Origin of the sequence: Ramlibacter sp. AN1015 (assembly GCF_037726105.1) — a bacterium.
Taxonomy (GTDB): domain Bacteria; phylum Pseudomonadota; class Gammaproteobacteria; order Burkholderiales; family Burkholderiaceae_C; genus Ramlibacter.
In genome coordinates, this window is record NZ_JBBJUM010000003.1 from 35,163 (window position 1) to 58,384 (window position 23,222).

The 23,222-nt window shown below is 69.7% G+C and carries 22 protein-coding genes; 11 read left to right on the forward strand and 11 right to left on the reverse strand.

Annotation, left to right across the window (positions count from 1 at the left end; all coding sequences use genetic code 11):
• Positions 1 to 49 precede the first annotated feature (49 nt).
• Both WG922_RS05470 and WG922_RS05475 read right to left on the reverse strand, forming a co-directional pair.
• The gene (locus WG922_RS05470) at positions 50 to 493 is read right to left on the reverse strand and encodes a DoxX family protein (RefSeq protein WP_445322801.1); all 444 of its coding nucleotides are present in this window, start codon (positions 491 to 493) and stop codon (positions 50 to 52) included.
• Positions 494 to 570: 77 nt separating this feature from the next.
• A complete protein-coding gene (locus WG922_RS05475) occupies positions 571 to 1,272 on the reverse strand; it encodes a pirin family protein (protein WP_340281235.1) in 702 nt (233 codons plus the stop codon).
• Between the two features lie 114 nt (positions 1,273 to 1,386).
• On the opposite strand from WG922_RS05475, the gene WG922_RS05480 reads away from it, so the two are divergent.
• From WG922_RS05480 to gluQRS, 3 genes are read left to right on the forward strand one after another with little or no spacing between them, the layout of a single operon-like run.
• On the forward strand, positions 1,387 to 2,358 hold the full coding sequence (locus tag WG922_RS05480; protein WP_340281236.1) for a LysR family transcriptional regulator: 972 nt from the start codon (positions 1,387 to 1,389) through the stop codon (positions 2,356 to 2,358).
• Positions 2,359 to 2,418: 60 nt separating this feature from the next.
• Positions 2,419 to 3,537, forward strand: a complete 1,119-nt coding sequence (locus tag WG922_RS05485) for an NAD(P)/FAD-dependent oxidoreductase (RefSeq protein ID WP_340281237.1) — start codon at positions 2,419 to 2,421, stop codon at positions 3,535 to 3,537.
• Positions 3,538 to 3,551: 14 nt separating this feature from the next.
• On the forward strand, positions 3,552 to 4,442 hold the full coding sequence (gluQRS, locus tag WG922_RS05490) for a tRNA glutamyl-Q(34) synthetase GluQRS (protein ID WP_340281239.1): 891 nt from the start codon (positions 3,552 to 3,554) through the stop codon (positions 4,440 to 4,442).
• A 17-nt stretch (positions 4,443 to 4,459) separates the two neighbouring features.
• On the opposite strand, the gene WG922_RS05495 is transcribed toward gluQRS, so the two are convergent.
• Together WG922_RS05495 and WG922_RS05500 are read right to left on the reverse strand one after the other, a co-directional pair.
• Complete coding sequence (locus WG922_RS05495) at positions 4,460 to 5,641, reverse strand: hypothetical protein (RefSeq protein ID WP_340281241.1); 1,182 nt, start codon at positions 5,639 to 5,641, stop codon at positions 4,460 to 4,462.
• A gap of 505 nt (positions 5,642 to 6,146) precedes the next feature.
• Positions 6,147 to 6,614 (reverse strand): CesT family type III secretion system chaperone, encoded by a 468-nt coding sequence (locus WG922_RS05500; RefSeq protein WP_340281243.1) that lies wholly within the window; start codon positions 6,612 to 6,614, stop codon positions 6,147 to 6,149.
• A gap of 91 nt (positions 6,615 to 6,705) precedes the next feature.
• Between WG922_RS05500 and trmB the strand changes: the two genes are divergently transcribed.
• On the forward strand, positions 6,706 to 7,410 hold the full coding sequence (trmB, locus tag WG922_RS05505) for a tRNA (guanosine(46)-N7)-methyltransferase TrmB (RefSeq protein WP_340281245.1): 705 nt from the start codon (positions 6,706 to 6,708) through the stop codon (positions 7,408 to 7,410).
• Positions 7,411 to 7,645: 235 nt separating this feature from the next.
• On the opposite strand, the gene alaS is transcribed toward trmB, so the two are convergent.
• The 3 genes from alaS to WG922_RS05520 form a co-directional block, all read right to left on the reverse strand.
• Positions 7,646 to 10,282 (reverse strand): alanine--tRNA ligase, encoded by a 2,637-nt coding sequence (gene alaS, locus WG922_RS05510; RefSeq protein WP_340281247.1) that lies wholly within the window; start codon positions 10,280 to 10,282, stop codon positions 7,646 to 7,648.
• Positions 10,283 to 10,505: 223 nt separating this feature from the next.
• Positions 10,506 to 12,170, reverse strand: coding sequence for a hypothetical protein (locus WG922_RS05515; protein WP_340281249.1), 1,665 nt, complete (start codon positions 12,168 to 12,170; stop codon positions 10,506 to 10,508).
• A 371-nt stretch (positions 12,171 to 12,541) separates the two neighbouring features.
• Complete coding sequence (locus WG922_RS05520; protein WP_340281251.1) at positions 12,542 to 13,531, reverse strand: MerR family transcriptional regulator; 990 nt, start codon at positions 13,529 to 13,531, stop codon at positions 12,542 to 12,544.
• Positions 13,532 to 13,620: 89 nt separating this feature from the next.
• On the opposite strand from WG922_RS05520, the gene WG922_RS05525 reads away from it, so the two are divergent.
• The 4 genes from WG922_RS05525 (at position 13,621) to WG922_RS05540 (ending at position 16,669) form a co-directional block, all read left to right on the forward strand.
• Positions 13,621 to 14,118, forward strand: a complete 498-nt coding sequence (locus WG922_RS05525) for a fasciclin domain-containing protein (protein WP_340281252.1) — start codon at positions 13,621 to 13,623, stop codon at positions 14,116 to 14,118.
• A gap of 69 nt (positions 14,119 to 14,187) precedes the next feature.
• Positions 14,188 to 14,640 (forward strand): fasciclin domain-containing protein, encoded by a 453-nt coding sequence (locus tag WG922_RS05530; RefSeq protein WP_340281253.1) that lies wholly within the window; start codon positions 14,188 to 14,190, stop codon positions 14,638 to 14,640.
• Positions 14,641 to 14,899: 259 nt separating this feature from the next.
• Positions 14,900 to 15,337, forward strand: a complete 438-nt coding sequence (locus WG922_RS05535) for a hemerythrin domain-containing protein (protein WP_340281255.1) — start codon at positions 14,900 to 14,902, stop codon at positions 15,335 to 15,337.
• A 207-nt stretch (positions 15,338 to 15,544) separates the two neighbouring features.
• The gene (locus WG922_RS05540; protein ID WP_340281257.1) at positions 15,545 to 16,669 is read left to right on the forward strand and encodes a hypothetical protein; all 1,125 of its coding nucleotides are present in this window, start codon (positions 15,545 to 15,547) and stop codon (positions 16,667 to 16,669) included.
• 81 nt (positions 16,670 to 16,750) lie between these two features.
• Here the strand turns inward: WG922_RS05540 and WG922_RS05545 are convergent, their stop codons facing one another.
• Both WG922_RS05545 and WG922_RS05550 read right to left on the reverse strand, forming a co-directional pair.
• Positions 16,751 to 17,509, reverse strand: coding sequence for a hypothetical protein (locus tag WG922_RS05545; protein WP_340281258.1), 759 nt, complete (start codon positions 17,507 to 17,509; stop codon positions 16,751 to 16,753).
• A 139-nt stretch (positions 17,510 to 17,648) separates the two neighbouring features.
• Positions 17,649 to 18,377, reverse strand: coding sequence for a glutathione S-transferase (locus tag WG922_RS05550; RefSeq protein ID WP_340281259.1), 729 nt, complete (start codon positions 18,375 to 18,377; stop codon positions 17,649 to 17,651).
• Between the two features lie 197 nt (positions 18,378 to 18,574).
• On the opposite strand from WG922_RS05550, the gene WG922_RS05555 reads away from it, so the two are divergent.
• A complete protein-coding gene (locus tag WG922_RS05555; protein WP_340281261.1) occupies positions 18,575 to 19,000 on the forward strand; it encodes a hypothetical protein in 426 nt (141 codons plus the stop codon).
• Positions 19,001 to 19,018: 18 nt separating this feature from the next.
• Here the strand turns inward: WG922_RS05555 and WG922_RS05560 are convergent, their stop codons facing one another.
• On the reverse strand, positions 19,019 to 20,242 hold the full coding sequence (locus WG922_RS05560) for a cation:proton antiporter (protein WP_340281263.1): 1,224 nt from the start codon (positions 20,240 to 20,242) through the stop codon (positions 19,019 to 19,021).
• Between the two features lie 207 nt (positions 20,243 to 20,449).
• On the opposite strand from WG922_RS05560, the gene WG922_RS05565 reads away from it, so the two are divergent.
• Positions 20,450 to 21,367: an N-formylglutamate amidohydrolase gene (locus WG922_RS05565; protein WP_340281265.1), complete on the forward strand. Its 918-nt coding sequence runs from the start codon at positions 20,450 to 20,452 to the stop codon at positions 21,365 to 21,367.
• A 191-nt stretch (positions 21,368 to 21,558) separates the two neighbouring features.
• On the opposite strand, the gene WG922_RS05570 is transcribed toward WG922_RS05565, so the two are convergent.
• Positions 21,559 to 22,614 carry a class I SAM-dependent methyltransferase gene (locus WG922_RS05570; protein WP_340281267.1) on the reverse strand — a complete coding sequence of 352 codons (1,056 nt, stop codon included), beginning with the start codon at positions 22,612 to 22,614 and terminating at the stop codon, positions 21,559 to 21,561.
• Positions 22,615 to 22,723: 109 nt separating this feature from the next.
• Between WG922_RS05570 and WG922_RS05575 the strand changes: the two genes are divergently transcribed.
• Positions 22,724 to 23,140, forward strand: coding sequence for a helix-turn-helix transcriptional regulator (locus WG922_RS05575; protein WP_340281269.1), 417 nt, complete (start codon positions 22,724 to 22,726; stop codon positions 23,138 to 23,140).
• The last annotated feature ends 82 nt before the right edge of the window (positions 23,141 to 23,222 follow it).

Below are 23,222 nucleotides of genomic sequence, written 5' to 3' on the forward strand. Positions count from 1 at the left end.
CTTGAAAAAGATGGGAAGTCGATGCGATGAGAACTGTGCGAGCGCGCTTTCAGCGCCGGCGCGTGCGTGCGTCCAGGCTCCAGCCGCCGGCGCCGAAGGCCATGAAGGCGAGCAGGCCGCCGGTGATGGCGAGGTTCTTGAAGAAGGCCTGCCGCTGCATCATCACCTGCTCGGCCGGCATGGCCCAGTAGTTGTGAAAGACGAAGGTGGCGAACACGGTGAAGACCGCCAGGCCGAGCGCGGCCCAGCGGGTGCGCCAGCCGACCAGCAGCATGAGCCCCAGCCCCAGTTCGACCGCGATCGCAATCGCCGCCGCCACCTCCGGCAGGGGCAGGCCCTTGGAGGCGATGTAGCCGGCCGTGCCGGCGAAACCGCCGATCTTGCTCCAGCCGGCGGGAACGAACAGCAGCGCGATCAGCGCGCGCCCGGCAAGCGCGAGCGCATCCTGCCCTGTCGTCGTTGCATGTGCGGCGCTGGTGGCGGTGGTGGACATGGTGGTATTCATGGTGGCTCCGAAGTGGTGGATGACATGTCGGTGGGCGTCGCCGCCCGGGATGGGACAGGGTCGGCTCAGCCGCCCAGATCGAACACCAGGACTTCCGCCTGGCGGCCGTTGGCCAGCCGCAGCTGCGACTCGCCCTCGAGCGCGACGGCGTCTCCTGACGCCAGCGCCTGACCGTTCACCTCCAGCGCGCCGCGCACGAGGTGGACATAGGCCTTGCGACCGGGCGAGAGAGCCAGCTCGGCCGACTCGGCGCCGTCGAACAGCCCTGCGTAAACCCGCGCGTCGGCATGGATGCGCACCGCACCGTCGTCGCCCTGCGGCGCAGCCACCAGGCGCAGCCGGCCGCGCTTGTCTTCTTCGGGGAACGACTTCTGCTCGTAGCTCGGCGCGATACCCTGCACATCGGGCTCGAGCCAGATCTGTAGAAAGTGCGTGACCTGGTCTTTCGCGTGGTTGAACTCGCTGTGCTGCACCCCCGTGCCGGCACTCATGCGCTGCACGTCGCCGGGCGGGATGCCCTTGACGTTGCCCATCGTGTCCTTGTGCGCGAGTTCGCCGGAAAGCACGTAACTGATGATTTCCATGTCGCGGTGGCCATGCGTGCCGAAGCCGGTGCCAGGGGCGATGCGGTCCTCGTTGATGACCCGCAGCGGGCCGAACCCCATGTGGCGCGGATCGTAGTAGCCCGCGAAGGAGAAGCTGTGGTACGACTCGAGCCAGCCGTGGTCGGCATGGCCCCGGTCCTGGGAACGGCGCACGGTGAGCATGGAACTTCCTCGGTTTGTGGCGATGTCCTGAATTTATCGGCCCGCGCCCGTGATGGAGCCCAGCCGGCTTGATGGCATCATTCGAAAAAACTGAAGGCTCGCCGCCTCTCCGCCATGCCTGGTGCCCGTGAAGTCCTCACCCCCGATAGCCTGAACCTGCTGCAGGCGGTCGCCCGCGCGGGCAGTTTTGCCGGTGCGGCCCGCGAGCTCGGGCTGGTGCCCAGCGCGGTGACCTACCGGGTGCGCCAGATCGAGGACGCGCTCGACGCCCTGCTGTTCGACCGCAGCTCGCGGCAGGCGCGGCTCACCGCCGCCGGCAGCGAGCTGCTGCGCGAAGGCGAGCGCCTGCTCAGCGAAATCGATGCCGTGGCCAACCGCGTGCGACGCGTGGCCACCGGCTGGGAATCGCAGCTCACCGTCGCGGTGGATTCCGTGATCTCCTGCGCCACGGTGATGGAGCTGGCCGAGGCCTTCCTGCAGGTCGCTCCCGGCACGCGCCTGCGTCTGCGCGACGAGGCCCTCTCGGGCACGCTGCAGGCGCTGTTGTCCGGGCAGGCCGACCTGGCCCTCGGCGTGTCGAACGAGCCGGGGAACACCGCCGGTGTCCGCAGCCGCACGCTCGGCGAGATGAGCTTCGTATTCGCCGTCGCGCCGCACCACCCGCTTGCCGGCCTGCCCGAGCCGCTGTCCGACGAACTGCTGCTCACGCACCGGGCGGTGGCGGTGGCCGATTCGGTGCCGCGCGGCAGCGGCCTGACACTGGGACTGCTTGCGGGCCAGGACGTGCTCACCGTGCCCACCATGGGCGCCAAGCTGGAGGCCCAGCTGCGCGGCATCGGCGCCGGCTTCCTGCCGCTGCCGCTGGCGCGCCCCTACATCGAGACCGGCCGCCTCGTGGCCAAGCGTGTCCAGCGCCCGACGCGCGTGGTGCGACCGAGCTACGCCTGGCGCGATGCGGGCCCGCAAGGGCCAGGGCGCGCGTTGCAGTGGTGGCTGGAGCAACTCGAAAGCCCGATCACTCGCACCGCGCTGCTGCAGCACGGCGTGGACCGCCATCCGGCCGAAGGGCTCACGGCGCCACGATAGCCCCGTGGCCATGCGAACAGCGACCGTGCCGCACGAGCACTGATGCCACAATCGTCGGCCATGCAGCGCCCCACCCGCCCCCCTCGCACCACCGCCCCAGCCACCCCGTCCCGCGAGGCCGACCAGCCGGCCGCTTCCGCCAGCGGAGGGCCCGCTCGCCGCATCGCGGTGGTGGGCGCCGGCATCGCGGGCCTGGCCTGCGCACGGACACTGGAGCAGGCGGGCCACGCGGTCACGGTGTTCGAAAAGAGCCTGGGCGTCGGCGGCCGCATGGCCTGTCGCGAATCGCCCTTCGGCGGCTTCGACCACGGCACGCAGTACTTCACCGTGCGCGACGAGCGCTTCGCGCGCGTGCTCAAGATGCACCCGGGCCTGTGCAAGCCGTGGCGGGCGAACGCGGTGCGCGTGCTCGACCCGGCGGGGCGCGTGACCGAAGCCGCCCTGCGACGCCCGGAGGCGCACTGGGTCGCCCTCCCGGGCATGGACGCCCTGCCGCGCGCCTGGGCCGAGCCGCTGGCCGCGGGCGGCGGCCTGCAGCTCGGCGCGCGCGTGGTCCGCATCGGGCATGCTTCCGGCGGCGGCGCCTGGAGCGTGCAAGCCGAGGACCACGCTGGCACAGGCTCGCACCACGGCGGCTTCGACCAGGTGCTGCTCGCCTTGCCCGCCGCCCAGGCCGTTGATCTTCTGCGCGCCTCGACGCTGGCGCCCACCTTCGTGGAGCGGATCGAGCAGGTGCGCGTCGCACCGTGCTGGACGCTGATGGTGGCGTTCCCGAACGCCCAGCCTGCCGGCCGGCTGGGGCCGCAGTGGAATGCCGCCTCCAGCAGCCACCACCGCATCGCGTGGCTGTCGCGCGAATCCAGCAAGCCGGGCCGCGAGGCCATCGAGCGCTGGACCGTCCAGGCCAGCGCCAGCTGGTCCACCGAGCACCTCGAGGACGACCCGCAGCGCGTGGTCGCCAAGCTGCTCAAGGGCTTCGCCGAAGTGACCGGCATCCGCGCCGAGCCCGGGCATGCGCAGGTGCATCGCTGGCGGCATGCCAAGACGCACGTACCGCTGGGTCACAGCCACCTGCTCGATGCGGAACTGGGCCTGGGCGTGTGCGGCGACTGGTGCCTGGGGCACCGGGTCGAAGACGCCTTTGTCTCCGGACTCGAGCTGGCACTCGCAGCCGCCTGAGGACCTCAGCCGCCGTGCCGCCGGCTGCGCGCACCACCGGGCGCTTCGCGCCCTCGCCCACCGGACCGCTGCATGCCGGCTCGCTGGTGGCCGCGCTGGCGAGCTGGCTCGACGCGCGGGCCGCGGGTGGCCGCTGGCTGGTGCGCATCGAAGACGTGGACGCGCCGCGCTGCGTGCCCGGCGTTGACGCGACCATCCTCGCGCAGCTGGACGCCTGCGGCCTGCGGCCCGACGCGCCGCCGCTGTGGCAATCCACCCGCGGCGAGGCCTACCAGGCGGCGCTCGATACCCTGGTGAACGCCGGCCACGCCTATCCCTGCGGCTGCTCGCGGCGCGACATCGAGCAGGCCCTGCTCGCGACCGGACACCCGCGCGAGCGCCACGCCGAGCTGATCTATCCCGGCACCTGCCGCGACGGGCTGCAGGGGCGGCCGGCGCGGGCTTGGCGCATGCGCACCGGCGCCTGTGCGCCAATCGAGTGGATCGACCGGCGCCTCGGCCCGCAGCACCAGGACGTGGCGCAGGCGGTCGGCGACTTCGTGCTGCGCCGCGCCGACGGCCTGTGGGCCTACCAGCTGGCGGTGGTGGTGGACGATGCCGCGCAGGGCATCACCGACGTGGTGCGAGGGGAGGATCTGACAGACAACACGGCGCGGCAGATCCTGCTGCAGCAGGCGCTCGGCCTGCGCACGCCGCGCTACCTGCACACGGCCCTGGTGCTGGGACCCGACGGGGAAAAGCTTTCCAAGCAGAACGGTGCCGCCCCGCTGGACACGGGAGAGCCGCTTGCGTGCCTGGAGCGGGCGGGGCAGGTGCTGGGGCTGCCCGCCGTGGAAGCGGACACCGTCGAGGGCTGGTTGCACGCCGCCCTGCCCGCCTGGGCGGCACGCTACCCGCCACCCTGAGCCCGATTTGCTTTCCTTCAGGCGCTGCCGCCGCCAGCGGCAGGCGGAAGTGCACCGCGCTCGGCCAGGGGCGTCGGTGAACTCGCACCTGCGGCGACGGGCGCGGACGGAGCCCGTTCGGCAAGAGGATCAGACGCCTCTTCGGCAACGACCGGAGGAAGTGGAGCGACAAAGTCGGCACCGGACGCATCTGCGGCCGTCGGCACCGCAGCCATTGCGCTGGCCACCGACATGCGTGAGCCGCCGGCGGCGGGCACCAGAGAATGCAGCAGCACGCGCTGGGTTTCCACGTCCTCCGGCGCCGCGTCGTCCGGTCCAGAAGCACGGGTTTCGAAGAGGTGCACGTCGGCAAGTTCGATCTCTGCGCGTGCGCCTGCGCCCGCGGGTTCGGGCACCTCGTGCTTCGCGTCGCGCTGCTGCGGCTGGATGGCTGCGCGCAAGGCGCGGTCGTGCTGCGCGAGCTCGACGATCAAACCGCGCGAATGCGTGATCGCGAGTGCTCCGATGGACCCGTAGAAACCAGGGCCCTGGGATCGATCGAAATCGCGGTTCACCGCAATGACCCGCTCGGTATCCAGGATGGCTCCATTGATGGCCACGCGTGCACCGCCGTGGTCGCGCACGTCCGCGGCAAGACCCGCGAGGGTCATGCGTCCGAAACCCTCCGGCGGACGCACCCGCACCGTCACCCCGCCCCCCCATGCGGCACAAGCCCGGCTCACAGTGGCGGTGAGGGCGTCCGCCCCTTCGATCAGGGCCGACACCACGCCTCCCACCGCGTTCGCGCGAAACGACTCCCACGGATCCACATGCAGCCCGAACTGCGCGTCGCGCACGTTGGCTGCGTCCTTCAGCACGGGCTGCAGGTGGAACGCGATCAAGTAGATGCAGCCCGCATAGGTTGCGACCATCATGGCCGTTCGCGCGGCCAGCACGGCGGGACGGAGTAGGCTCTCCTGGTAGGCAGTAGTTCCGAGAGTCAGTGCTGTTTCCCCCGCATCCGTCTCCAGCACGTACTCAAGACTCGGCAGCGCGCGCCGGGTGGAGTGGGTAAACGTATCACGCAGCAGGCTCTGGATCATTCGGCCAGCCTGCACGGTCAGCAGCAGGTGGCTGAGGCGTGAACTCTCATCCTCATCACTGCGGTCATACAGAACCGCAACAATCTGGGTAAGGATGAGGGTCGTTTGCAGCACCATGGCCAGACTCTCCCACCGTCGCAGTGAGCTCGGCATGGGCTGTTCACTTTGCCTGGAGAGTGTTCGGTATGCCCCCACCACCAGGCCCGCGGAATGAGAGGCGCCGGCGAGACCAGCACACGCAGCGATCGGGACCCCTACGAGCCTACCGGCCCACGGCGGCAGCATCTCCATCCCAGTCTGAAACGCGGCTCGCACCGCAGCGCCAGTGATCTGGGCGAGGCTCTGGTGGAGCAAGTTAACCGCTGCCACGCCAATGACTCCTGGCCAGTGGCGACAGCGTGAGCCGCGCGGCGCGATTCCCTTCTGGTCCGAGAACGCAGGGCCGGCGCGCACATCGATACGCTCCTCCGAGAACATGGAGCTGCTCGAGTCGCTTGCGACCGCGGTTTTGCTTTCACTCGTGATGACAGAAGAGGGCGACTGCCGCGTGAGGAAGTCGGCCGCCTCGATTAATGAGCCGCGGCGCGAGGGAATGTGGTCCATGGACTGCCCCTTTGCGCCGTCAGGCGAACACACCGCTGGTGGGCGCCGCGCTCGCGGCTGCGTCTTCCTCGGCAGCCAGGAAGTGGTGTTCTCGCCACTGCAGCACCGCCTGGGCGACCTGCCGCACGCAGGCTTCGACCTTGCCGGCGTCGGCGTCGGCGAGCACGAAACGCTGGTGCAGCACGATGGCGCCGGAGAGCGGGTGCCGCGCGAACACGGCAGGCTCGCTGCCCATGGCGAGGAAATTGGCCTCCAGCAGCGCAAGGCAGGCCTGCAAGGTGCGCTCCGACGGCAGCACGCCGAACTCGACCATCAACACGGCGTGACGCTCGTCGCCGGGCGGCTGCATGAGGCAGATCACGACGCCCTCCACAGTCAGGGTGATCGCCGGGGGTTCACCATCCGCTGTGGCATCGAGCGCGGGCATGGGAATTCCCATGGACACGCAGGCACGCAAGCAGAAGCTTTCGAAAAGGGAATGACTCATGCACGACTCCTGACGCGGTGGCGCTGCGATGTGTGGGCGCACGTGCTTCCCGGTTCCCGAGTTGGCACTGACGACGCGCGAAAATGCGGGCATGTCATCGCAGAACACCGAACCGCCCGAGGGCATAGAGCACCCGAGGGTGATCCGCAGCTTCGTGCGCCGGGCCGGGCGCACCACCGCAGGGCAGGCCCGGGCCTTCGAGGCATTCGGGCCGCGTTTTCTCATCCCCTTCCAGCCGCACCCGCTGGACCTGCACGCCGCCTTCGGCCGCGCGGCCCCGACGGTGCTCGAGATCGGCTTCGGCATGGGCGACGCCACCGCGCACATCGCAGCGCTCAAGCCCGAGACCGACTTCCTGTGCTGCGAGGTGCACGAGCCGGGCGTGGGCGCCCTGCTCAAGCGCATCGGCGAACAAGGCCTGACCAACATCCGCATCGTGGCGCACGACGCCGTCGAAGTGACCAACCAGATGCTGACCCCGGACAGCCTGGCGGGCGTCCACATCTTCTTTCCCGACCCCTGGCACAAGCTGCGGCACAACAAGCGCCGGCTGGTGCAGCCGGCCCTGGTGGCGCGCCTGGCGACTCGCCTCGCGCCGGGCGGGTACCTGCACTGCGCCACCGACTGGGAGCCCTACGCCCAGCAGATGCTGCAGGTGCTGTCGGCCGAGCCGACCCTGCGCAACACCGCCGAGGGCTTCGCGCCCAAGCCCGACTACCGCCCGCTCACCAAGTTCGAAAACCGCGGCTTGAAGCTGGGGCACGGTGTGTGGGACTTGGTGTTCCGGCGCATCTGATCGTCGGGCCCGCGCGCCGCCGCCGGCGGCCCGCACGCTGTTCGCGAGCGCGCCAGTCCTCGGGCGCAGCCATGGGCTCTACGCAGGCGCGATGAGCGGCCTTCGCGAGCTGGATCGCACGGATCGCGCGGCGTCCGTGTGTCGATGTGGGTTGCCGCGTTGCGACGCGAGACGCACGTGAAAAAGCCGCCCGCAGGCGGCTGGTGTAGCGACGCCGGCTGCGCGCCGGCCCGCCTCAGGCGCGCTCGGCCACCCAGGCCTGCACGGAGCGCAGCGCCGCCGGCAGCTGCGCCGCGTCGGTGCCGCCGGCCATCGCCATATCGGGCTTGCCGCCGCCCTTGCCGCCCACCTGCTGCGCCACGAAATTGACCAGCTCGCCGGCCTTGATGCGGGCCATGCGGTCGGCCGTGACACCGGCGGCGATCTGCACCTTGCCGCCGTCCACGGCGGCCAGCACGATGGCCGCCGACTTGAGCTTGTCCTTGAGCTTGTCCATGGTGTCGCGCAGGGTGCGCGCATCGGCGCCGGCCAGCGTGGCGGCCAGCACCTTCACGCCTTTCACATCGACGGCCTGCGCGAGCAGCTCGTCGCCCTGGCTGGAGGCAAGCTTGCCCTTGAGTGCGCCGACTTCCTTTTCCAGCGCGCGCACCTGCTCGAGCACCTGCCCGATGCGCGCCTGCAGTTCGGACGGCGGCGCCTTGAGGGCGGCCGCCGCGCTCTGCACGGTGGCTTCGACCTGCTGCAGGTAGACCAGGGCGTTCGCGCCGGTCACGCCCTCGACGCGGCGCACACCGGCGGCCACGCCGCCTTCACTCACGATCTTGAACAGGCCGATGTCGCCGGTGCGGCGCACGTGGGTGCCGCCGCACAATTCGCGGCTGGAGCCGATGTCGAGCACCCGCACGCTGTCGCCATACTTCTCGCCGAACAGCATGACGGCGCCAGTCGCCTTGGCGGCGTCGATCTCCATCACGCGCGCTTCGGTCGCTTCGTTGGCGAGGATCTCGGCGTTCACGCGCCGCTCGATCTCGTGGATCTGGTCGCCGGTGAGCGCCTGGTTGTGCGTGAAGTCGAAGCGCGTCTTGTCGGCATCGACCAGCGAGCCTTTCTGCTGCACGTGCGCGCCCAGCACCTCGCGCAGCGCCTTGTGCATCAGGTGCGTGACGCTGTGGTTGCGCATGGTCGCTTCGCGGCGCGCAACGTCCACCTTGGCCATGACGCTGTCGCCCACCCGCAGCGTGCCCTGCGTCTGCGTACCGTGGTGGCCATAGACGTCGGCCTTGATCTTCTGCGTGTCTTCCACGCCGAACTGCACGCCCTCGGCCGACAGCACGCCGCTGTCGCCCACCTGGCCGCCGCTTTCGGCATAGAAGGGCGTGGTGTCCAGCACCACCACCCCCGGCTGGCCTTCGTCGAGCTGCTGCACGGGCGTGCCGTCGCGGTAGAGGGCCACCACCTTGGCCGGCTCCTCCAGGCGCTCGTAGCCGGTGAACGGGTGGCCGCTGCCGGTGTAGTCCAGCGCGCGGTCCATGCGGAACTTGCCGGCAGCGCGGCCAGCGGCCTTCTGCTTGTCCATGGCCGCGTGGAATCCGGCCTCGTCCACCGACACGCCACGTTCGCGGCACACGTCCTGGGTGAGGTCGAGCGGAAAGCCGTAGGTGTCGTGCAGCTTGAACGCCACCTCGCCCGGCAGCACCTGCGCGCCGTCCTTCAGGGCGGCGTCGAGAATGTCCATTCCGTTTTCCAGCGTCTCGAAGAAGCGCTCTTCCTCGGCCCGCAGCACCTCGGTGATGCGCTTCTCCTCGGCCTTGAGCCGCGGATACGCCTCGCCCATGAGCGCCACCAGCTCCGGCACCAGCTTGTGGAAGAACGGCGCCTTGCGGCCCAGCTTGTAGCCGTGGCGGATGCCGCGCCGCACGATGCGCCGCTGCACGTAGCCGCGGCCTTCGTTGCTCGGGATCACGCCGTCGCTCACCAGGAATGCGGTGGCGCGCACATGGTCGGCGATCACGCGCAGCGACGGGTTGGACAGGTCCGCCGTACCCGTCTCGCGCCCGGCCGCGCGGATCAGCGCGTCGAACAGGTCGATCTCGTAGTTGCTGTGGACGTGCTGCAGGATGGCGGCCAGCCGTTCCAGGCCCATGCCTGTATCGACGCAGGGCGCGGGCAGCGGCTTGAGGCTGCCGTCGGTCTGCATGTCGAACTGCATGAACACGTTGTTCCAGATCTCGATGTAGCGGTCGCCGTCGGCGTCGGGGCTGCCGGGCGGGCCGCCGGACACCTCGGGGCCGTGGTCGTAGAAGATCTCGGAGCAGGGGCCGCAGGGGCCGGTGTCGGCCATCATCCAGAAGTTGTCGGAGGCGTAGCGCGCGCCCTTGTTGTCGCCGATGCGCACCACGCGCTCGGGCGGCAGGCCGATCTCCTTGGTCCAGATGTCGTAGGCCTCGTCGTCGTCGATATAGACGGTAGCCCAGAGCCGCTCGGGCGGCAGCTTGTAGACCTGCGTGAGCAGCTCCCAGGCCCAGGTGAGCGATTCGCGCTTGAAGTAGTCGCCGAAGCTCCAGTTGCCCAGCATCTCGAAGAAGGTGTGGTGCCGCGCGGTGTAGCCCACGTTCTCCAGGTCGTTGTGCTTGCCGCCCGCGCGCAGGCAGGCCTGCACCGACGCCGCTCGCACGTAGGGGCGCTTGTCGGCGCCCAGGAACACGTCCTTGAACTGCACCATGCCCGAGTTGGTGAACATCAGCGTCGGGTCGTTGCCCGGCACCAGCGGGCTGGATTCCACGACGGTGTGGCCCCGCGCGGCGAAGAACTCCAGGAAAGTCTTGCGGATGTCGGCGACGGTGAACGTGGGGCGTTGGGCGGTGGAACTCATGGGGTGTCGAAGCAGGCCGGAAGGTGCCCCGAGGGGTGCGGGCGAAGCCGCAGATTATAGGTTTGGGGCTTCCACCAGGCCGCCTGCGCGCCGCCCGTCCACGCCGCGGGCGTGGGGGTGGCGACTGGCCTGCCGTCGGTGGCCGGGCGCTGCGCGTGCGCACCGGCTCTCGAACGGCAATCGGTCGGTCGCGGCCATGCCCGCGACCCCACGTTGCCCGGACTCAGCAGGTGTGCGGCGCCCAGTAGTAGGTGCTGATGGTCGGCACGTAGCCCGGGTTGGCGAACTTGGCGCGGTACAGCTTGCCTTCGTAACGCACGATCGCGCCCGCAGCGTACGCCTTGTAGCGCACCCATTCGGTGAAGCTGCACACCGGAGCGGTGGATGCGACGGGGGCCGGAGCTGGCGCGGGTGCCGGTGCCGGTGCCGGAGCCGGAGCGGGAGCCGGAGCGGGAGCGGGAGCAGGCGCAGGCGCAGGCGCAGGCGCTGATGCCACCACGGCGCAGTTGTCCAGCGCCCACAGGCTGGGCGTCCACTCCGGGGGCGAGTTCACGTTCCAGGTGTTGGAGCTGGCGGCCGTCGCAACGTAGTTCTTGCCCAGCCGACTGACCTTGGCGCCGCCCATGTAGCGCGTGGTGGAAACCCAGGCCGCATACGTGCAGCTGCCGCCCGTGGTCGTCGTAGACGGTGCCGGAGCCGGAGCCGGAGCCGGAGCCGGTGCGGGTGCGGGTGCGGGTGCGGGTGCGGGTGCCGGTGCCGGTGCCGGTGCCGGGGCCGGGGCCGGTGCGGGAGCTGCTGCAGCCGCTCCCGTCGAGATCTTGTAGTCGAACACGGTGATGTCGCCGGTTCCGACCACCGGCTCGACGCCGAGCTCGATGCTGGAGACGTATTCGTTGCCCAGCGCCCAGCGCTCGCCGCAGCGGTCGGTGCGCGTGGCGACGTAGTTGATGATCGCGGCCAGGTCGATCTCGCCGGCCGCCACCGGCAGCACCGTGGGCACGAACGCGATCATCTTCCAGCCGGTCTTGCCGTAAGCGCCGTTGAGGCCGCCGAAGTTGTAGCGCAGGCAGCCGTCCGATCCCTTGGTGGCGTACACGTGGTACTGCTTGCCGGCGATGGTGGCGGTGTGGTCGTACCACCCCGGGTTGCGGCCGCCAGGCACGTTGTGGCCGCCGTAGTTCCCCCAGTTGGACAGCGGGATCATGATCTCGTGGGTGATCGAGGCCGCCGTGAAGCCACGGTCCTGGTTGGGGCTGGACTGCAACCAGATGTCGAAGGCCAGCTGGCCCTGGCCGGATGGAGTGGCGTTGTGCTGGAACGCGAACTTGGCCTTGAGCGAGGGAACGGGCATGCGCACCGGCAGGATGGTGCCCGGCGTGTGGCCGGCGGGGGCCGTTTGGGAGATGCTGCCGTTGGGCAGCTGGACCGGGCTGCCGCCCATCAGGTTGTTGGTGCTGTAGTAGCCGGGCTTGCGGCCGTACAGGATGGCGGGGTAGCCCTTGACTTCGTTCACGCCCTGCGGCCAGCGCCACTTGGTGCGGAACGCCACCTCGCCGTTCGGCCCTACCTGCGTGCTGCGGCCCGTGTACTGCTCGTACTGGCCGGCGCTCACGCCTTCGGTGACGCCGTTGGAGCCCCAGCGGTTGTCCTCCACGAAGTAGGCATCGTTGGGGTTGCCGGCCTGCAGCCACAGGTGGGGGTTGCTGGCGATGGGGATGGACGGCGCCGTCTGCGCGCCGGCCAAGGGAGCCATGCACGCGGAGAACGCGACCAGCAGTCCGGCTCGATGGGCCCCGCGCGTGCGGCGCGCCTGGCGGCGTGGGGATGCGGCCGCGACGGTGGCCGGGGTGCCTGCCAGGCGGGAGGGGAGTTCGCGACGTTGCAGCATGGTCGATCGAGGTGTTCGGTTTCAACAGGCAAGGCTTCGCCCAACGATGCGGTGCGCGCCATGCGCGGTGCTCGTGGAAGGGGTCGGCGGTGAAGCGTTCTGCGAGCAGTAGCCGGATGAGGAGGCTCAGGCTCAGCAATAACGCAGGCGGATGCTAGTAGGACGCGTCCCACAGGTCTGTAGGAGGAACGGATCAACACGTAAGACAGTGCAACGCCAGTGCGCTGCTGGACGCTCACCGCCACACAACTTACGGATTGACACTTCGGCTGTGCATTCGACCGGGGAACTTCCCTGCCCCAGGGCGAGCACAAGAACACCTGAAGACTGGTGCCGGTGCCGGTGCCGGGCTCCTCGGGCGGCACCCGTGGTCAGCTCTCCAGGCGCCAGTCCTTGATCGCGGCCGCAGCGGCATCGAAAGTCGCCAGCACCCGCACGCCGTCGGGACCGGCCAGGCGCTGGACCGCAGCTCCGCCCGCCCAGAGCTGCACCCGCGGCGACAGCCCCTGGCGCAGTTGCAGCAGCAGCGGCGGGATGCGACGCGCCGCGAAGGCGGCCGAAAACGATAGCGCCACGACGTCGGCACCCAGCGCTTCAGACGCGCGGGCGATATCCAGCAGCGGCATCTGCACCCCCAGGTTGACGCAGCGGGCGCCCTCCAGCGTCAGCAGGGCCTCGACCATCAGCAGCCCGAGCCCGTGCGGCTCGTCCGGCACCGTGGTCAGGAGCACCACGGGCGCGCCGCCCGCAGGCAGGGCTGCGATGGCCTGCCGCAGCAGCCGGGTGGCCTGCTCGGTAAACAGGTGCTCGGCGAACACCTCCATGCTGCCGCGGGCCCACTCCTCGCCTACGGCGAACGCCAGCGGCGCCAAGGTGTCCTGGACAAAGTTGGCCAGACCCTGCTGCGCCAACCGCTGCTGCAGCCCGCTGAACAGCGCCGGGGCGTCGTGCCGGCGAACGCTGGCGAGCAAGTCGGCGGCAGTTCCGCCCAGGGCGTTTTCGCCGTCCTTGCTCCCGCCGGTCTGCACGCCCGAGTACGCGCCTGCGCCGCCGCCCGCGCCATTTCCGCCCGCGCCGTTCCCACCCGCGCCACTCCCGCCTGCACTCGCCAGCGCGTGCAGCGCCTCGGGCGTCATGCCGAGCAAGCGGCCGGGCCGAAGCCCCTGGTCCATCAGCCGCCGGATCAGGCGCAGCCGAAGCACCTGATCGGCGGCGTACAGCCGCTCTCCGGAGACGCCGCGCGACGGCGTCGGAAAGCCGTACCGCCGTTCCCAGACCCGCAGCACGTCCTTGGACAGTCCCACCTCCCGCTCCACGGCGGCGATGCTGAACTGAGGCTCACAGTTTGTTTCTTTGTCCAAGACAAATCCTTGACATGCCGGTTTTCGGCGCCTACGATCCGCTCCATTCTAGTTTTGTCCTGGACAAATCAACCGAAGGAAGTCACATCATGCTCAACTGGATCAAGCGCCTCACCGCCGTCTCCGCCGTCGCGGTCCTCGCCGCCTGCGGCGGCGGCTCCGAAGACCGGAACATCGTGCAGACCGCGCAGGCCGACCCGCGCTTCTCGACCCTCGTCGAAGCGGTGGCGGCGGCCGACCTGGTGCCCACGCTTTCCGGCCCCGGCCCCTTCACCGTCTTCGCACCGACCAACGACGCATTCGCGGCGCTGCTGGCCGAGCTGGGCGTGACCAAGGAGCAGCTGCTGGCCAACCCCGCCCTGCTCACCCAGGTGCTCACCTACCACGTGGTACCCGGCCAGGTGCTGAGCTCGCAGGTGCCCGTGGGCGTGCCCATCACCACCGTGCAGGGCGACACCTTCACCGTGAACTCGAACCTCGTCATCACCGACCAGCGCGCCCGCACCGCCCGCATCGTGCAGACCGACGTCGCAGCCACCAACGGCGTCATCCACGCCATCGACCGCGTGATCCTGCCGAGCCCTTGAGCATTCGCGCAGCCTTTCAACGACCCCGCAGTCCCTACGCAGTCCCATCCACCCCACCAAGGAGTTCCCATGAAAAAGACCATCCTGATCGCAGCCCTGTCCCTCGCCGCCGTCGGCGCCCAGGCCAAGGACATCGTCGAGACCGCCGTCGCGGCAGGCGAGTTCAAGACGCTCGCCACGGCCCTGGAAAAGGCCGGCTTGATCCAGACGCTCAAGGGCAAGGGCCCGTTCACCGTCTTCGCGCCCACCGACGCAGCTTTCGCCAAGGTGCCCAAGGACCAGCTCGACGCCCTGCTGGCCGACAAGGCCAAGCTGACCTCCGTGCTGACCTACCACGTGGTCCCGGGCCGCGTGATGGCCAAGGACGTCAAGGCCGGCAGCGTGCCGACCGTTCAGGGCAGCTCGCTCATGGTGCGCACCGAAGGGGGCGTCAAGGTCGATAACGCCAACGTGGTCAAGACCGACATCACCGCCGACAACGGCGTGATCCACGTCATCGACAGCGTGGTGATGCCCAAGTAGGCAGCCCCGCACCCTGCTGTTCCTCCTCTCGCTCCTGCGCAGTTCCCTCCTGCGTGAAGCTTGGCCGGCGCCGCGATCGCGAGATCGCCCGCCGGTTTTTTTTCGCCGTGCACACGGGGCGAAGCCCACTGCCCAGGCGCAGGCCGCTGTCCCGCACAGGCCGTCAGTGCACGACGACACCGAAGCCGGAATACCGCGCGCGCGGCCTGCCCATCCGCCGCGATACCTTGGCGCCACTAACACCCCAAGGAGTTTCGAGATGCCCCAGAAAGACGCCATTACGCTGCTGGACGACGACCACAAGAAGGTCGAACAGCTGTTCAAGGACTTCCAGTCGGAAACCGATCGTGGCCGCAAGGAGCACATCGTGCGCACCATCTGCACCGAGCTCACGGTGCACACCCAGATCGAAGAGGAGATCTTCTATCCGGCGTTCCGCCAGAAGGTCGGCGACAAGGACGTTGCGGACGACGCCGTGCACGAGCACCAGGAAGCCAAGCAGCTGGTCTCCAAGCTGGAATCGCAGGGCGTGAAGGACGACATGGTCCTCGAACTGCAGAAGCTGATCGAGCACCACGTCCAGGACGAGCGCGAGAAGATGTTTCCACAGTCGCGCAGTGCCGGCATGGACCTGGACGCACTCGGCACCCGGCTCGAACAGCGCAAGCAGGAGTTGATGGAGCAGCAGACCGTCTGACCGGCCTGTCCGGCGGCGGCGCACGACGGAACGTCAGCGCCCGCAGGCCGGCACCACGATGCCGGCCGTTTCAAGGCCGCCACTTTCGCACTTGCGCCACCGCGCATCCCGCACGCCGTGGGCCCCCGCGGGGACGGCGTGTGCGCGCGGCCTTTCGTCGCGCGCCCGCCGCACCGGCTTACACACCCGTTCACACGCATTTCGACGATGAAGCACCGCCCCCTGAACGCGACATGGCCCCAGCAAAACGAAACCTGCCGACAAGCGCATGAACCCGCAGCCGGCTCCAGCGAGCAGTCGCGTCCACGCACCGGCAACGTGCTGCTCACCACCCCCGTGCCCGACCAGAAGACCGCGTGGACCAAGGCCCGTGCCGACGTGCGGCACCAGGTGCTCGACTCGGGCTACGAGGTGGTGCCGCTGCCCTGGTCCGCCAACCCTGCCGACTGGGTGCGGCTCTTTGCGCGCCTGCGCTCGCACCTGCGCCCGGGCAACCACCTGCTGATCGAATACCCGGTCGAGCAGCGCAAGCGGCTCGTCATGCTGGGGCTGCTCAAACGGCTTTTGCGCGTGCCGCTCTATGCCCTCCTGCACGACCTGAACTCGCTGCGCTATCCCGACTCACCGGCGCGGCGCGAGCTCGCCGTGCTGCGCCTGTTCGACGGTCTCATCTCACACAACCCCAGCATGACGGACTGGCTGCGCGAGGGCGGCATCCGCAGCCGCATCGTGGATCTGCAGCTGTTCGACTACCTTGCGCCGGCCCACGCGCCCTGGCACGCGAGCGAGCTCTCGTCGCCCGTCAAGATCGTGTGCGCCGGCAACCTCTCCCACGACAAGGCCGGCTACATCTACCACCCCCAACTGCTCGAGCTCGCACGGCGCGGCGACGTGGAGCTGGCCTTGTACGGCGCCTTCTTCGAGCCCGAGCGCGCTCCGTCGCTGCGCCCGTACTACCACGGTGCCTTCAGCCCGGACGCCCCCCGGCTGGATGCCGCGGCCCACTTCGGTCTGATCTGGGACGGCCAGGGCGTGACCGAGTGCAGCGGCATGTACGGCCAGTACATGCGATACAACAACCCGCACAAGCTCTCGCTCTATGCCGCTCTGGGTCTGCCGGTCGTGGTGTGGGAGCAGGCGGCCATCGCGCGCTTCGTGCGGGAGCGCCGCATCGGTGTGACCGTCGCCCACCTGGGCGAACTCGGCGACCTGCCGCAGCGCGTCACGCCCGAGGCGTACCGGCAGATGACCCGCAACGCACGCGCGCTGCAGCAGCAGGTGCGCAACGGCGCCTTCCTGCGCGACGCACTGCGGCGGCTGGCGAACGACTGAACGACTGGGCGACGCCCGGTCCAGTCCCCCGGCCGCTTCGGCTCGGCCGGGGCGCGGCGACTCAGCCGTGTGCAGGGTCGATCATCGGATGCGCAGATCCAGCAACGGTGCGGTCTCGCGCAGGTGTCGCAGCAAGGCGTAGATGAACACCTGCACGCCCACCATCTCCAGCAACTCCTCCACCGTGGCCGCCAGCATGTAGGGCAGCATGTTGCGCCCCGGCGTGCCCTCTTCCTGGAACAGGCTGGCGCCGACCATCTCCATGCCCAGTGCGCCGCCGACGTAGAGCGCCGCGGCGGTTGCGAACAGCCGCCGGGTGCGCGGCGGCAGGCGCAGCAGGAACGGCAGGAAGGCCGCCGCGAAAACCGCCACCACCGCGATGCCGACCACCACCCACGCGAAGCGAAACGCGCCCGACAGATCGAACGCCGCCGCGAGCGGATCGATCAGCAGTTCGTGGAAGCCGCCGGCTTCGTCTGCCGCGATCGCGAGGAAAACGAGGCTGAGCACGCGCCACGGACGCGACGGCGCACCGGCACCGGCTCTGGATCCGACAAGCCACAGCAGCAATGCGGCCAGCAGCAGCAGCGCAGTGGAGAAGAAGGTCGGAAGGTTCGCCTCGGCGTCCATGTACAGGCGCGCGCGCAGCGGAAACGACACGCCCGTGTGGTAGCTCCAGACCACCGCCAGGTGCAGCGCCAGCAGGATGGCCGTGATCGATGCCAGTGTCCGCACGATCCAGCGCGATGAGACCTCGACCTCCGTCGCGCCGGCAGCGACTATCGGCGGCGCGGGTGGAACGAGCGGCGGCCGGCCGGAAGGTTGAGAAAGTTGAGACATGCTGCCAATGTGCCATCGCAACTGGCTGCCGTGGGCCACCGGAGCCCGCAGCGGCGATGGAGGATCAACCCTGCTGCCTGCTCCTTGTCCCGCCGATGTGACTACACGGGCAGCCCGTTGCGCCGCGGCCGCCGCGTCGTCAGCCGTCCAGTTCCGGATAGTGGCGAAAGATCCCCTCCTCGTTGAACGGCAGCCGGCGTTCGCTGGCGAGGTACTGCGCCACGCGGCGTTCCGCGCCCACGCCGGCGTGCAGCGCCGCCACCAGCGGCGTCTTGCGCAGCGCGCGCCCGCTCGCTTCGGGCAGCGCGTAGAGCAGGCCGTCCACCACCTGGAACAGCGACAGATCGGCATAGCTCAGGCGGGCGCCCACCAGCCGGGGCACGGTGCGGCGGGCGTTGCGCGCGTTGCGCGCCAGCACGGCCTCGAACCAGGCCAGGAACTTGGGCAGCCGGTTGCGCCGGAAATCCTCGCTGCGGCGCAAGGCCGAGTCCTTCTGGTCGTCGTAGTAGAGCGCGTTGGCGATGGGATGGTGCAGATCGTGCACCTCCTGCACCAGGTCTGCGATGGTGAGCTGGATCTGGTGCACCCACAGCCGGTCCGCCAGCGAGGCCGGAACCAGCCGCAGACGCGGCCCCAGGTACAGAAGGATCGCCGCCGTCTGGCCGATCACGAGCGACCCGTCCACCAGGAAGGGCGAGGCGAACGGCGGCCGCTGCACCGAGGGATGCTCCAGGAAGTGGCGCATGGCCTCGAGCCCGCCTTCGCCGCGCGCCACGTCCACGTACTCGGCGCCCGCCGCCTCGAGGGAGAGTCGGACGAATTCGCCTCGGCCCTGGATGCCGGGCCAGTAGTGCAGTTCATACGCCATGCGGTGACTATAGGACCGGCCGCCGCGCGGATGCGGCCCCGCGCCATGCGGCTGCCGCGCCACTGGCCTGCCGCCGCGCGGCTGCCTATGATCTGCTCGGCCCCCCAGACGGGCTACCTGGCGCAGGCCGCGACCGACGCCCACGATCGGTCACTGCAGCGCTGCATCCGACGTAACGACAACGCAGGAGACATCTCATGAGCATCGAAAAGATTTCGCGCTGGCATCTTCTCTTCGGACTGGTGTTTGCCATCGCCGGCATGGTGCTGGGCATCGTGATGGCAACGTCCAAAAACCACGGCCAGCACGTCTCGCACGCGCACATCATGCTGCTGGGTTTCGTGGTCTCGGCGATCTATGCGGTGGTGTACCGGCTGTGGCTGTCGGCCTCCAGCGTGCGCATGGCCATCGCCCAGACCGCGCTGCACCAGGTGGGCGCGGCAGTGCTGTCGGTGGGCCTGTACCTGCTGTACGGCGGCATCGCCAGCGAGGCCGCCGTCGGCCCGGTGCTCGGCGCCGGCTCCATCGCCGCGCTGCTGGGCGTGGTGCTGATGCTGGTCCAGGTGCTCGCAGCCCAGCCGGCAAAGCTGGGCGCCGCCACGCCGGCTGGCTCCGCACCCTGAGGGTGCACGGCGGGCGACCTACTCCATCTCCTGCTGCGGCTCCTTCACCGGAGACTGCTGCGCCGGCTCCTTGCGCTGTACGACCTTGTTCCCGGCGTAGCGCGCCAGCAGCGGGCCGAACAGGCAGGTGAGCAGGATCACCACCACCACGGCGTCCACCACCACCGCATCGAGTGCGCCCACGCTGTTCGCGGTGACGGTCACCGCCAGCGTGGCCGCCGCCTGTGGCGTCGTCAGGCCGATCATCAGCAGCCGGTCGCTGCGCCCATAGCCCCACCAGGCGCCGATCGCCCAGGCCGCCGCGGACTTGGCCGCCAGCACCGCGACCAGCATCGCGCCAGCCATGGTCCAGACCTGCGGCTGCAGCAGCACGGACAACTCGATGCGCATGCCGGTGTCGATGAAGAAGAAGGGGATGAACACCATCCGCCCGACGAAGCCGAGGTGCTCGTGCAGTTCGTGGCGACCACGGATCGACGGATTCAGGCACAGGCCCGCAAGGAAGGCGCCCAGGATCGACTCCGTCCCGATCACGCGCGCTGCGGACGCCAACACCAGCAGCACCACCAGCACGAACAGCGCCTTTTCTGCGCGCGGGATCCGCTCGCTGGCGAACAGCCGGCGAGCGATCCAGGGCACCGTCAGCGCGGAGACCGCCACCAGCACCGCCAGCAGCGCCAGCGGCTGCAGCCAGGCCCAGGCCCCGCCGTCCCCCTTGGCGCTGGCCTCCACGAGGATCGCCAGCGCCACCAGCGCCAGTGTGTCGGTCAGCAGCGTTCCGCCGACGGCAGTGACCACGGGCTGGCGCTGCAGCAGCCCCATCTGCTTGACCACCGGATAGGCGACCAGCGTGTGCGAGGACAAGGCGGTGGCCAGCAGCAGCGCGCCCTGCCAGGAGAAGTCGAGCCACCACGCTGCCGCCAGCGTCGCTGCGAAGGTCAGCGCGAAGCTGCACGTTCCGAAACCCGCGACCTCGCGCCGGTGCTCGCGCAGCACCGAGAGCTTGATCTCGATACCCGCGAGAAACATGATGTAGACGAGGCCGATCTCCCCCATCAGTTCGGCCACCGGCTCGCGCGGCAGCACATCGAGCGCGCCGGGCCCTATCGCAATGCCGATCAGCAGCAGGCCGATCAAGCCAGGCAGCTTCACCCGCTCCACGGTGATCTGCACCAGCAAGGCCGCGGTCACCAGCAGCGTGAACTGCAGGATGTGGTTTTCGATTGGAAACGAGAGCGCCATGAAGGGGATTCGTGGTTGGCGGGCGGCAGGCCCTGCGCACCACCATAAGGGTTTTCGGCAGGACGGTGGGGTGACGCGCACGCCGGACGCGGCCCCGCGACACGCTCCTACAGCCACCGACAGCCAGCGCGCACCGCGCGCCGCCGTGCCGGATGTGATTGTTCGCCGCATGCACGCCATGCACCCCAGCCGACCGCAAGTCGCGCGATGACCGAGCAGTTCCTGTCCGGGACGGAGCGAACCGGCAGCGCCACGCCGCCCGAGGTGCAGCCGGTCACCTGCACCGCCCCCCAGGGACCCGCGCTGCCGCTCGTCTTCGACTCGCCCCACAGCGGCTCGGTGTACCCGCCGGACTTCGACGCGGCGGTGTCGATCGAACAGCTGCGGCGCGGCGAGGATCGTCTGGTGGACGAGCTGTTCGCGCACGCTCCCCGCCATGCGGCCGTGCTGGTTGCCGCGCGCTTCCCGCGCACCTACATCGACCCGAACCGGCTCGACAGCGATCTCGACGCAGCCCTGCTGGATGCGCCGTGGCCGCACGAGGCGGTGCAGAGCGCCGCCGGGCAGCGCGGCCATGGCTTGATCTGGCGCGTACTCGATCCGGATGTTCCCATCTACGAGCGCCGCCTGTCCGTCGCCGAGGCCCGCCGGCGCATCGAGCGCTTCTGGCGCCCCTACCACCAGGCCCTGCAGGCGGCGCTGGACGACGCGCACAGGCGCCATGGACAGGTGTGGCACGTGAACTGCCACTCGATGTGGTCGATCGGGCCGGCGGGCGCACCCGATGCGGGAGCCGTGCGGCCCGACTTCGTCCTGGGCGACCGCGGCGGCATCTCCTGCGCCGCGGAATTCACTGCCCTGGTGCGAGGGGCGCTGCAGGACATGGGCTACAGCGTCGCGGTGAACCATCCCTACGCCGGGGCCGAACTGGTGGCACGGCACGGCCGGCCCGCACAGGGGCGGCACAGCCTGCAGATCGAGATCAACCGCAGCCGCTACATGGACGAGCGCACGCTGGAGGCGCACACGGATTTCGGGGTGCTGCAGGCCGACCTCGGGCGACTCGCCGGGCACATCGCCGCCTACGTGCGCTCGCAACTGCAAGGCATCGGCGGCGCACGTTGAGCGTCGAAGGCGGCGGTGCGCGCCACCCGCCAGGGGATCCAACCGGGCGCGGCTTTCCATCGAGGGGCGCACGCAGAGCCGCACCCCGATGCCTTCGCGCGTCGCGGCGTGAAGCCTGCACCCTGGCGCGGCGAGGCGCCCCGGGTGCACCACGGACGCGCCCATGGGTGCAGCCGCGGCGCCGGAGGTCTTCAGGGCTTCACTTCGAAGATCAGGTTGAACGGCGTCTGCGCCGCCCGCCTGAAGTGGCGGAAGCCCGCTTCCTGCGCCACTTCGCGCAGCCGCTGCTCGCCGGCCTGCGCGCCCAGGCAGCGGGCGCCCGGTTGCGAGCGCGACGCCGGCGTGCAGATGAAGGTGGAGGCCGAATAGAAGACGCGGCCCACGGGATTGATGTTGTCCTCCAGCCGCTCATTGGAGAACGGCTCCACCAGCATCCACACGCCATCGGGTTCCAGCGCCTCGCGCACGTGGCGCGCCGCGCCCACCGGATCGCCCATGTCGTGCAGGCAGTCGAAGAACGTCACCAGGTGCCAGCGGCCGGGGTAGTCGGCAGCGCCCGCAACCTGGAAGTCCAGGCGGTCCGATCCGAACCCTGCTTCCCGCGCGATGGTGGAGGCGTGCTCGATGGAAGGCGCGTGGTAGTCGAAGCCGACGAAGCGCGAAGCCGGATAGGCCCGCGCCATGAGCAGCGTCGAGGCTCCGTGGCCGCAGCCCACGTCGGCCACGCGGACGCCGCGCTCCAGCATGGCCGGCAAGCCCTCGATGGCCGGAATCCACTGATCGACGAGGTTCGCAGCGTAGCCCGGGCGGAAGAACCGCTCGGTGCCGCGGAAGAGGTTGGGATCGTGCTCGTGCCAGCCCAGCCCCAGGCCCGTGCGCATCGCCTGCATCATCTTGGGGATCGCCTTGAACTGCGCGACCGCGATCTGGAAGGCGCCCGGAACGAAGGCCGGGCTGTCCTCCTGGGCCAGCGCGAAAGCCTGTTCCTCGGTCATGAAGAAGCGCTGGGTCGCGCCGTCGTACTCGACATAGCCGCTCGCAGCCTGGGCCGAGAGCCACTCGAGCAGGTAGCGGGTGTCGGTGCTGGTGCGCGCGGCCAGCTCGGCGGCGGTGGCCGGGCCCTGCGCGAGCGCCTTGTACAAGCCGAGCTGGTCACCGACGAACACCGTGGCGGCATGCATCACGGCGCCGGCATCGCGCACGAAATTCTCCATGAACACATTGAGTTTCGATTCCGAAATGGCCATGCTCCGCTCCTCGCTTGAATACTGAATGGGGTGGATGGACTGCCATCGTGGTGCGACCGCGAAGCGCCTTCCATACGCCGCTTTGCGTATCCCCCAGAAGGAGGCCGCGGTGGCACACCTCTCCGCACGCGATTACGCCGAAGCCCTCGCACTCGGGCTGCAGCTGGTAGAGCTGGCCGTGCGGCGCCGCCCCCGCATCGCCGCACGCGAGCGCCGCCGGCTCGAGCGCCTGCAGCCGCGCCTGGAGCGCATGGCCCGCCTGGCACAGCGGTGCAGCGAAGCACCTGAGACGCCTCGCGCTGCGGCGGCGACGCACCTGACCCCGCGCGAAGTGGACGTCATGCGCTGGCTCGCCTGCGGCAAGACCGACGCCGACATCGCCACCATGCTTGCCATCAGCCCACGCACGGTGCACAAGCACCTGGAGCACATCTACGAGAAGCTCGGCGTCGAGACACGCACCGCGGCCGTGATGCGCTTGCAGGCGACGTCCAGCATGCCCGGAAAGCGGGAGGCGCGTGGCTGAGGCTGGGAAGCCGGGAGCGACGCAGCGAACTGGCGCCGCAATGCAGCGGGCGCAATACGTTCCGAGGGCAGCGCGGGCGCCC

Bases quoted from the DNA above. Each gene is read 5' to 3' on its own strand.
- WG922_RS05515 (WP_340281249.1), bottom strand. From the start codon at position 12,170: ATGCTGCAACGTCGCGAACTCCCCTCCCGCCTGGCAGGCACCCCGGCC.
- WG922_RS05560 (WP_340281263.1), bottom strand. From the start codon at position 20,242: ATGGCGCTCTCGTTTCCAATCGAAAACCACATCCTGCAGTTCACGCTG.
- alaS (WP_340281247.1), bottom strand. From the start codon at position 10,282: ATGAGTTCCACCGCCCAACGCCCCACGTTCACCGTCGCCGACATCCGC.
- WG922_RS05565 (WP_340281265.1), top strand. From the start codon at position 20,450: ATGACCGAGCAGTTCCTGTCCGGGACGGAGCGAACCGGCAGCGCCACG.
- WG922_RS05480 (WP_340281236.1), top strand. From the start codon at position 1,387: ATGCCTGGTGCCCGTGAAGTCCTCACCCCCGATAGCCTGAACCTGCTG.
- WG922_RS05500 (WP_340281243.1), bottom strand. From the start codon at position 6,614: ATGAGTCATTCCCTTTTCGAAAGCTTCTGCTTGCGTGCCTGCGTGTCC.
- WG922_RS05475 (WP_340281235.1), bottom strand. From the start codon at position 1,272: ATGCTCACCGTGCGCCGTTCCCAGGACCGGGGCCATGCCGACCACGGC.
- WG922_RS05570 (WP_340281267.1), bottom strand. From the start codon at position 22,614: ATGGCCATTTCGGAATCGAAACTCAATGTGTTCATGGAGAATTTCGTG.
- WG922_RS05470 (WP_445322801.1), bottom strand. From the start codon at position 493: ATGTCCACCACCGCCACCAGCGCCGCACATGCAACGACGACAGGGCAG.
- WG922_RS05550 (WP_340281259.1), bottom strand. From the start codon at position 18,377: ATGGCGTATGAACTGCACTACTGGCCCGGCATCCAGGGCCGAGGCGAA.
- WG922_RS05555 (WP_340281261.1), top strand. From the start codon at position 18,575: ATGAGCATCGAAAAGATTTCGCGCTGGCATCTTCTCTTCGGACTGGTG.
- WG922_RS05540 (WP_340281257.1), top strand. From the start codon at position 15,545: ATGAAGCACCGCCCCCTGAACGCGACATGGCCCCAGCAAAACGAAACC.
- WG922_RS05495 (WP_340281241.1), bottom strand. From the start codon at position 5,641: ATGGTGCTGCAAACGACCCTCATCCTTACCCAGATTGTTGCGGTTCTG.
- WG922_RS05525 (WP_340281252.1), top strand. From the start codon at position 13,621: ATGCTCAACTGGATCAAGCGCCTCACCGCCGTCTCCGCCGTCGCGGTC.
- WG922_RS05530 (WP_340281253.1), top strand. From the start codon at position 14,188: ATGAAAAAGACCATCCTGATCGCAGCCCTGTCCCTCGCCGCCGTCGGC.
- WG922_RS05485 (WP_340281237.1), top strand. From the start codon at position 2,419: ATGCAGCGCCCCACCCGCCCCCCTCGCACCACCGCCCCAGCCACCCCG.
- WG922_RS05535 (WP_340281255.1), top strand. From the start codon at position 14,900: ATGCCCCAGAAAGACGCCATTACGCTGCTGGACGACGACCACAAGAAG.
- WG922_RS05545 (WP_340281258.1), bottom strand. From the start codon at position 17,509: ATGTCTCAACTTTCTCAACCTTCCGGCCGGCCGCCGCTCGTTCCACCC.
- trmB (WP_340281245.1), top strand. From the start codon at position 6,706: ATGTCATCGCAGAACACCGAACCGCCCGAGGGCATAGAGCACCCGAGG.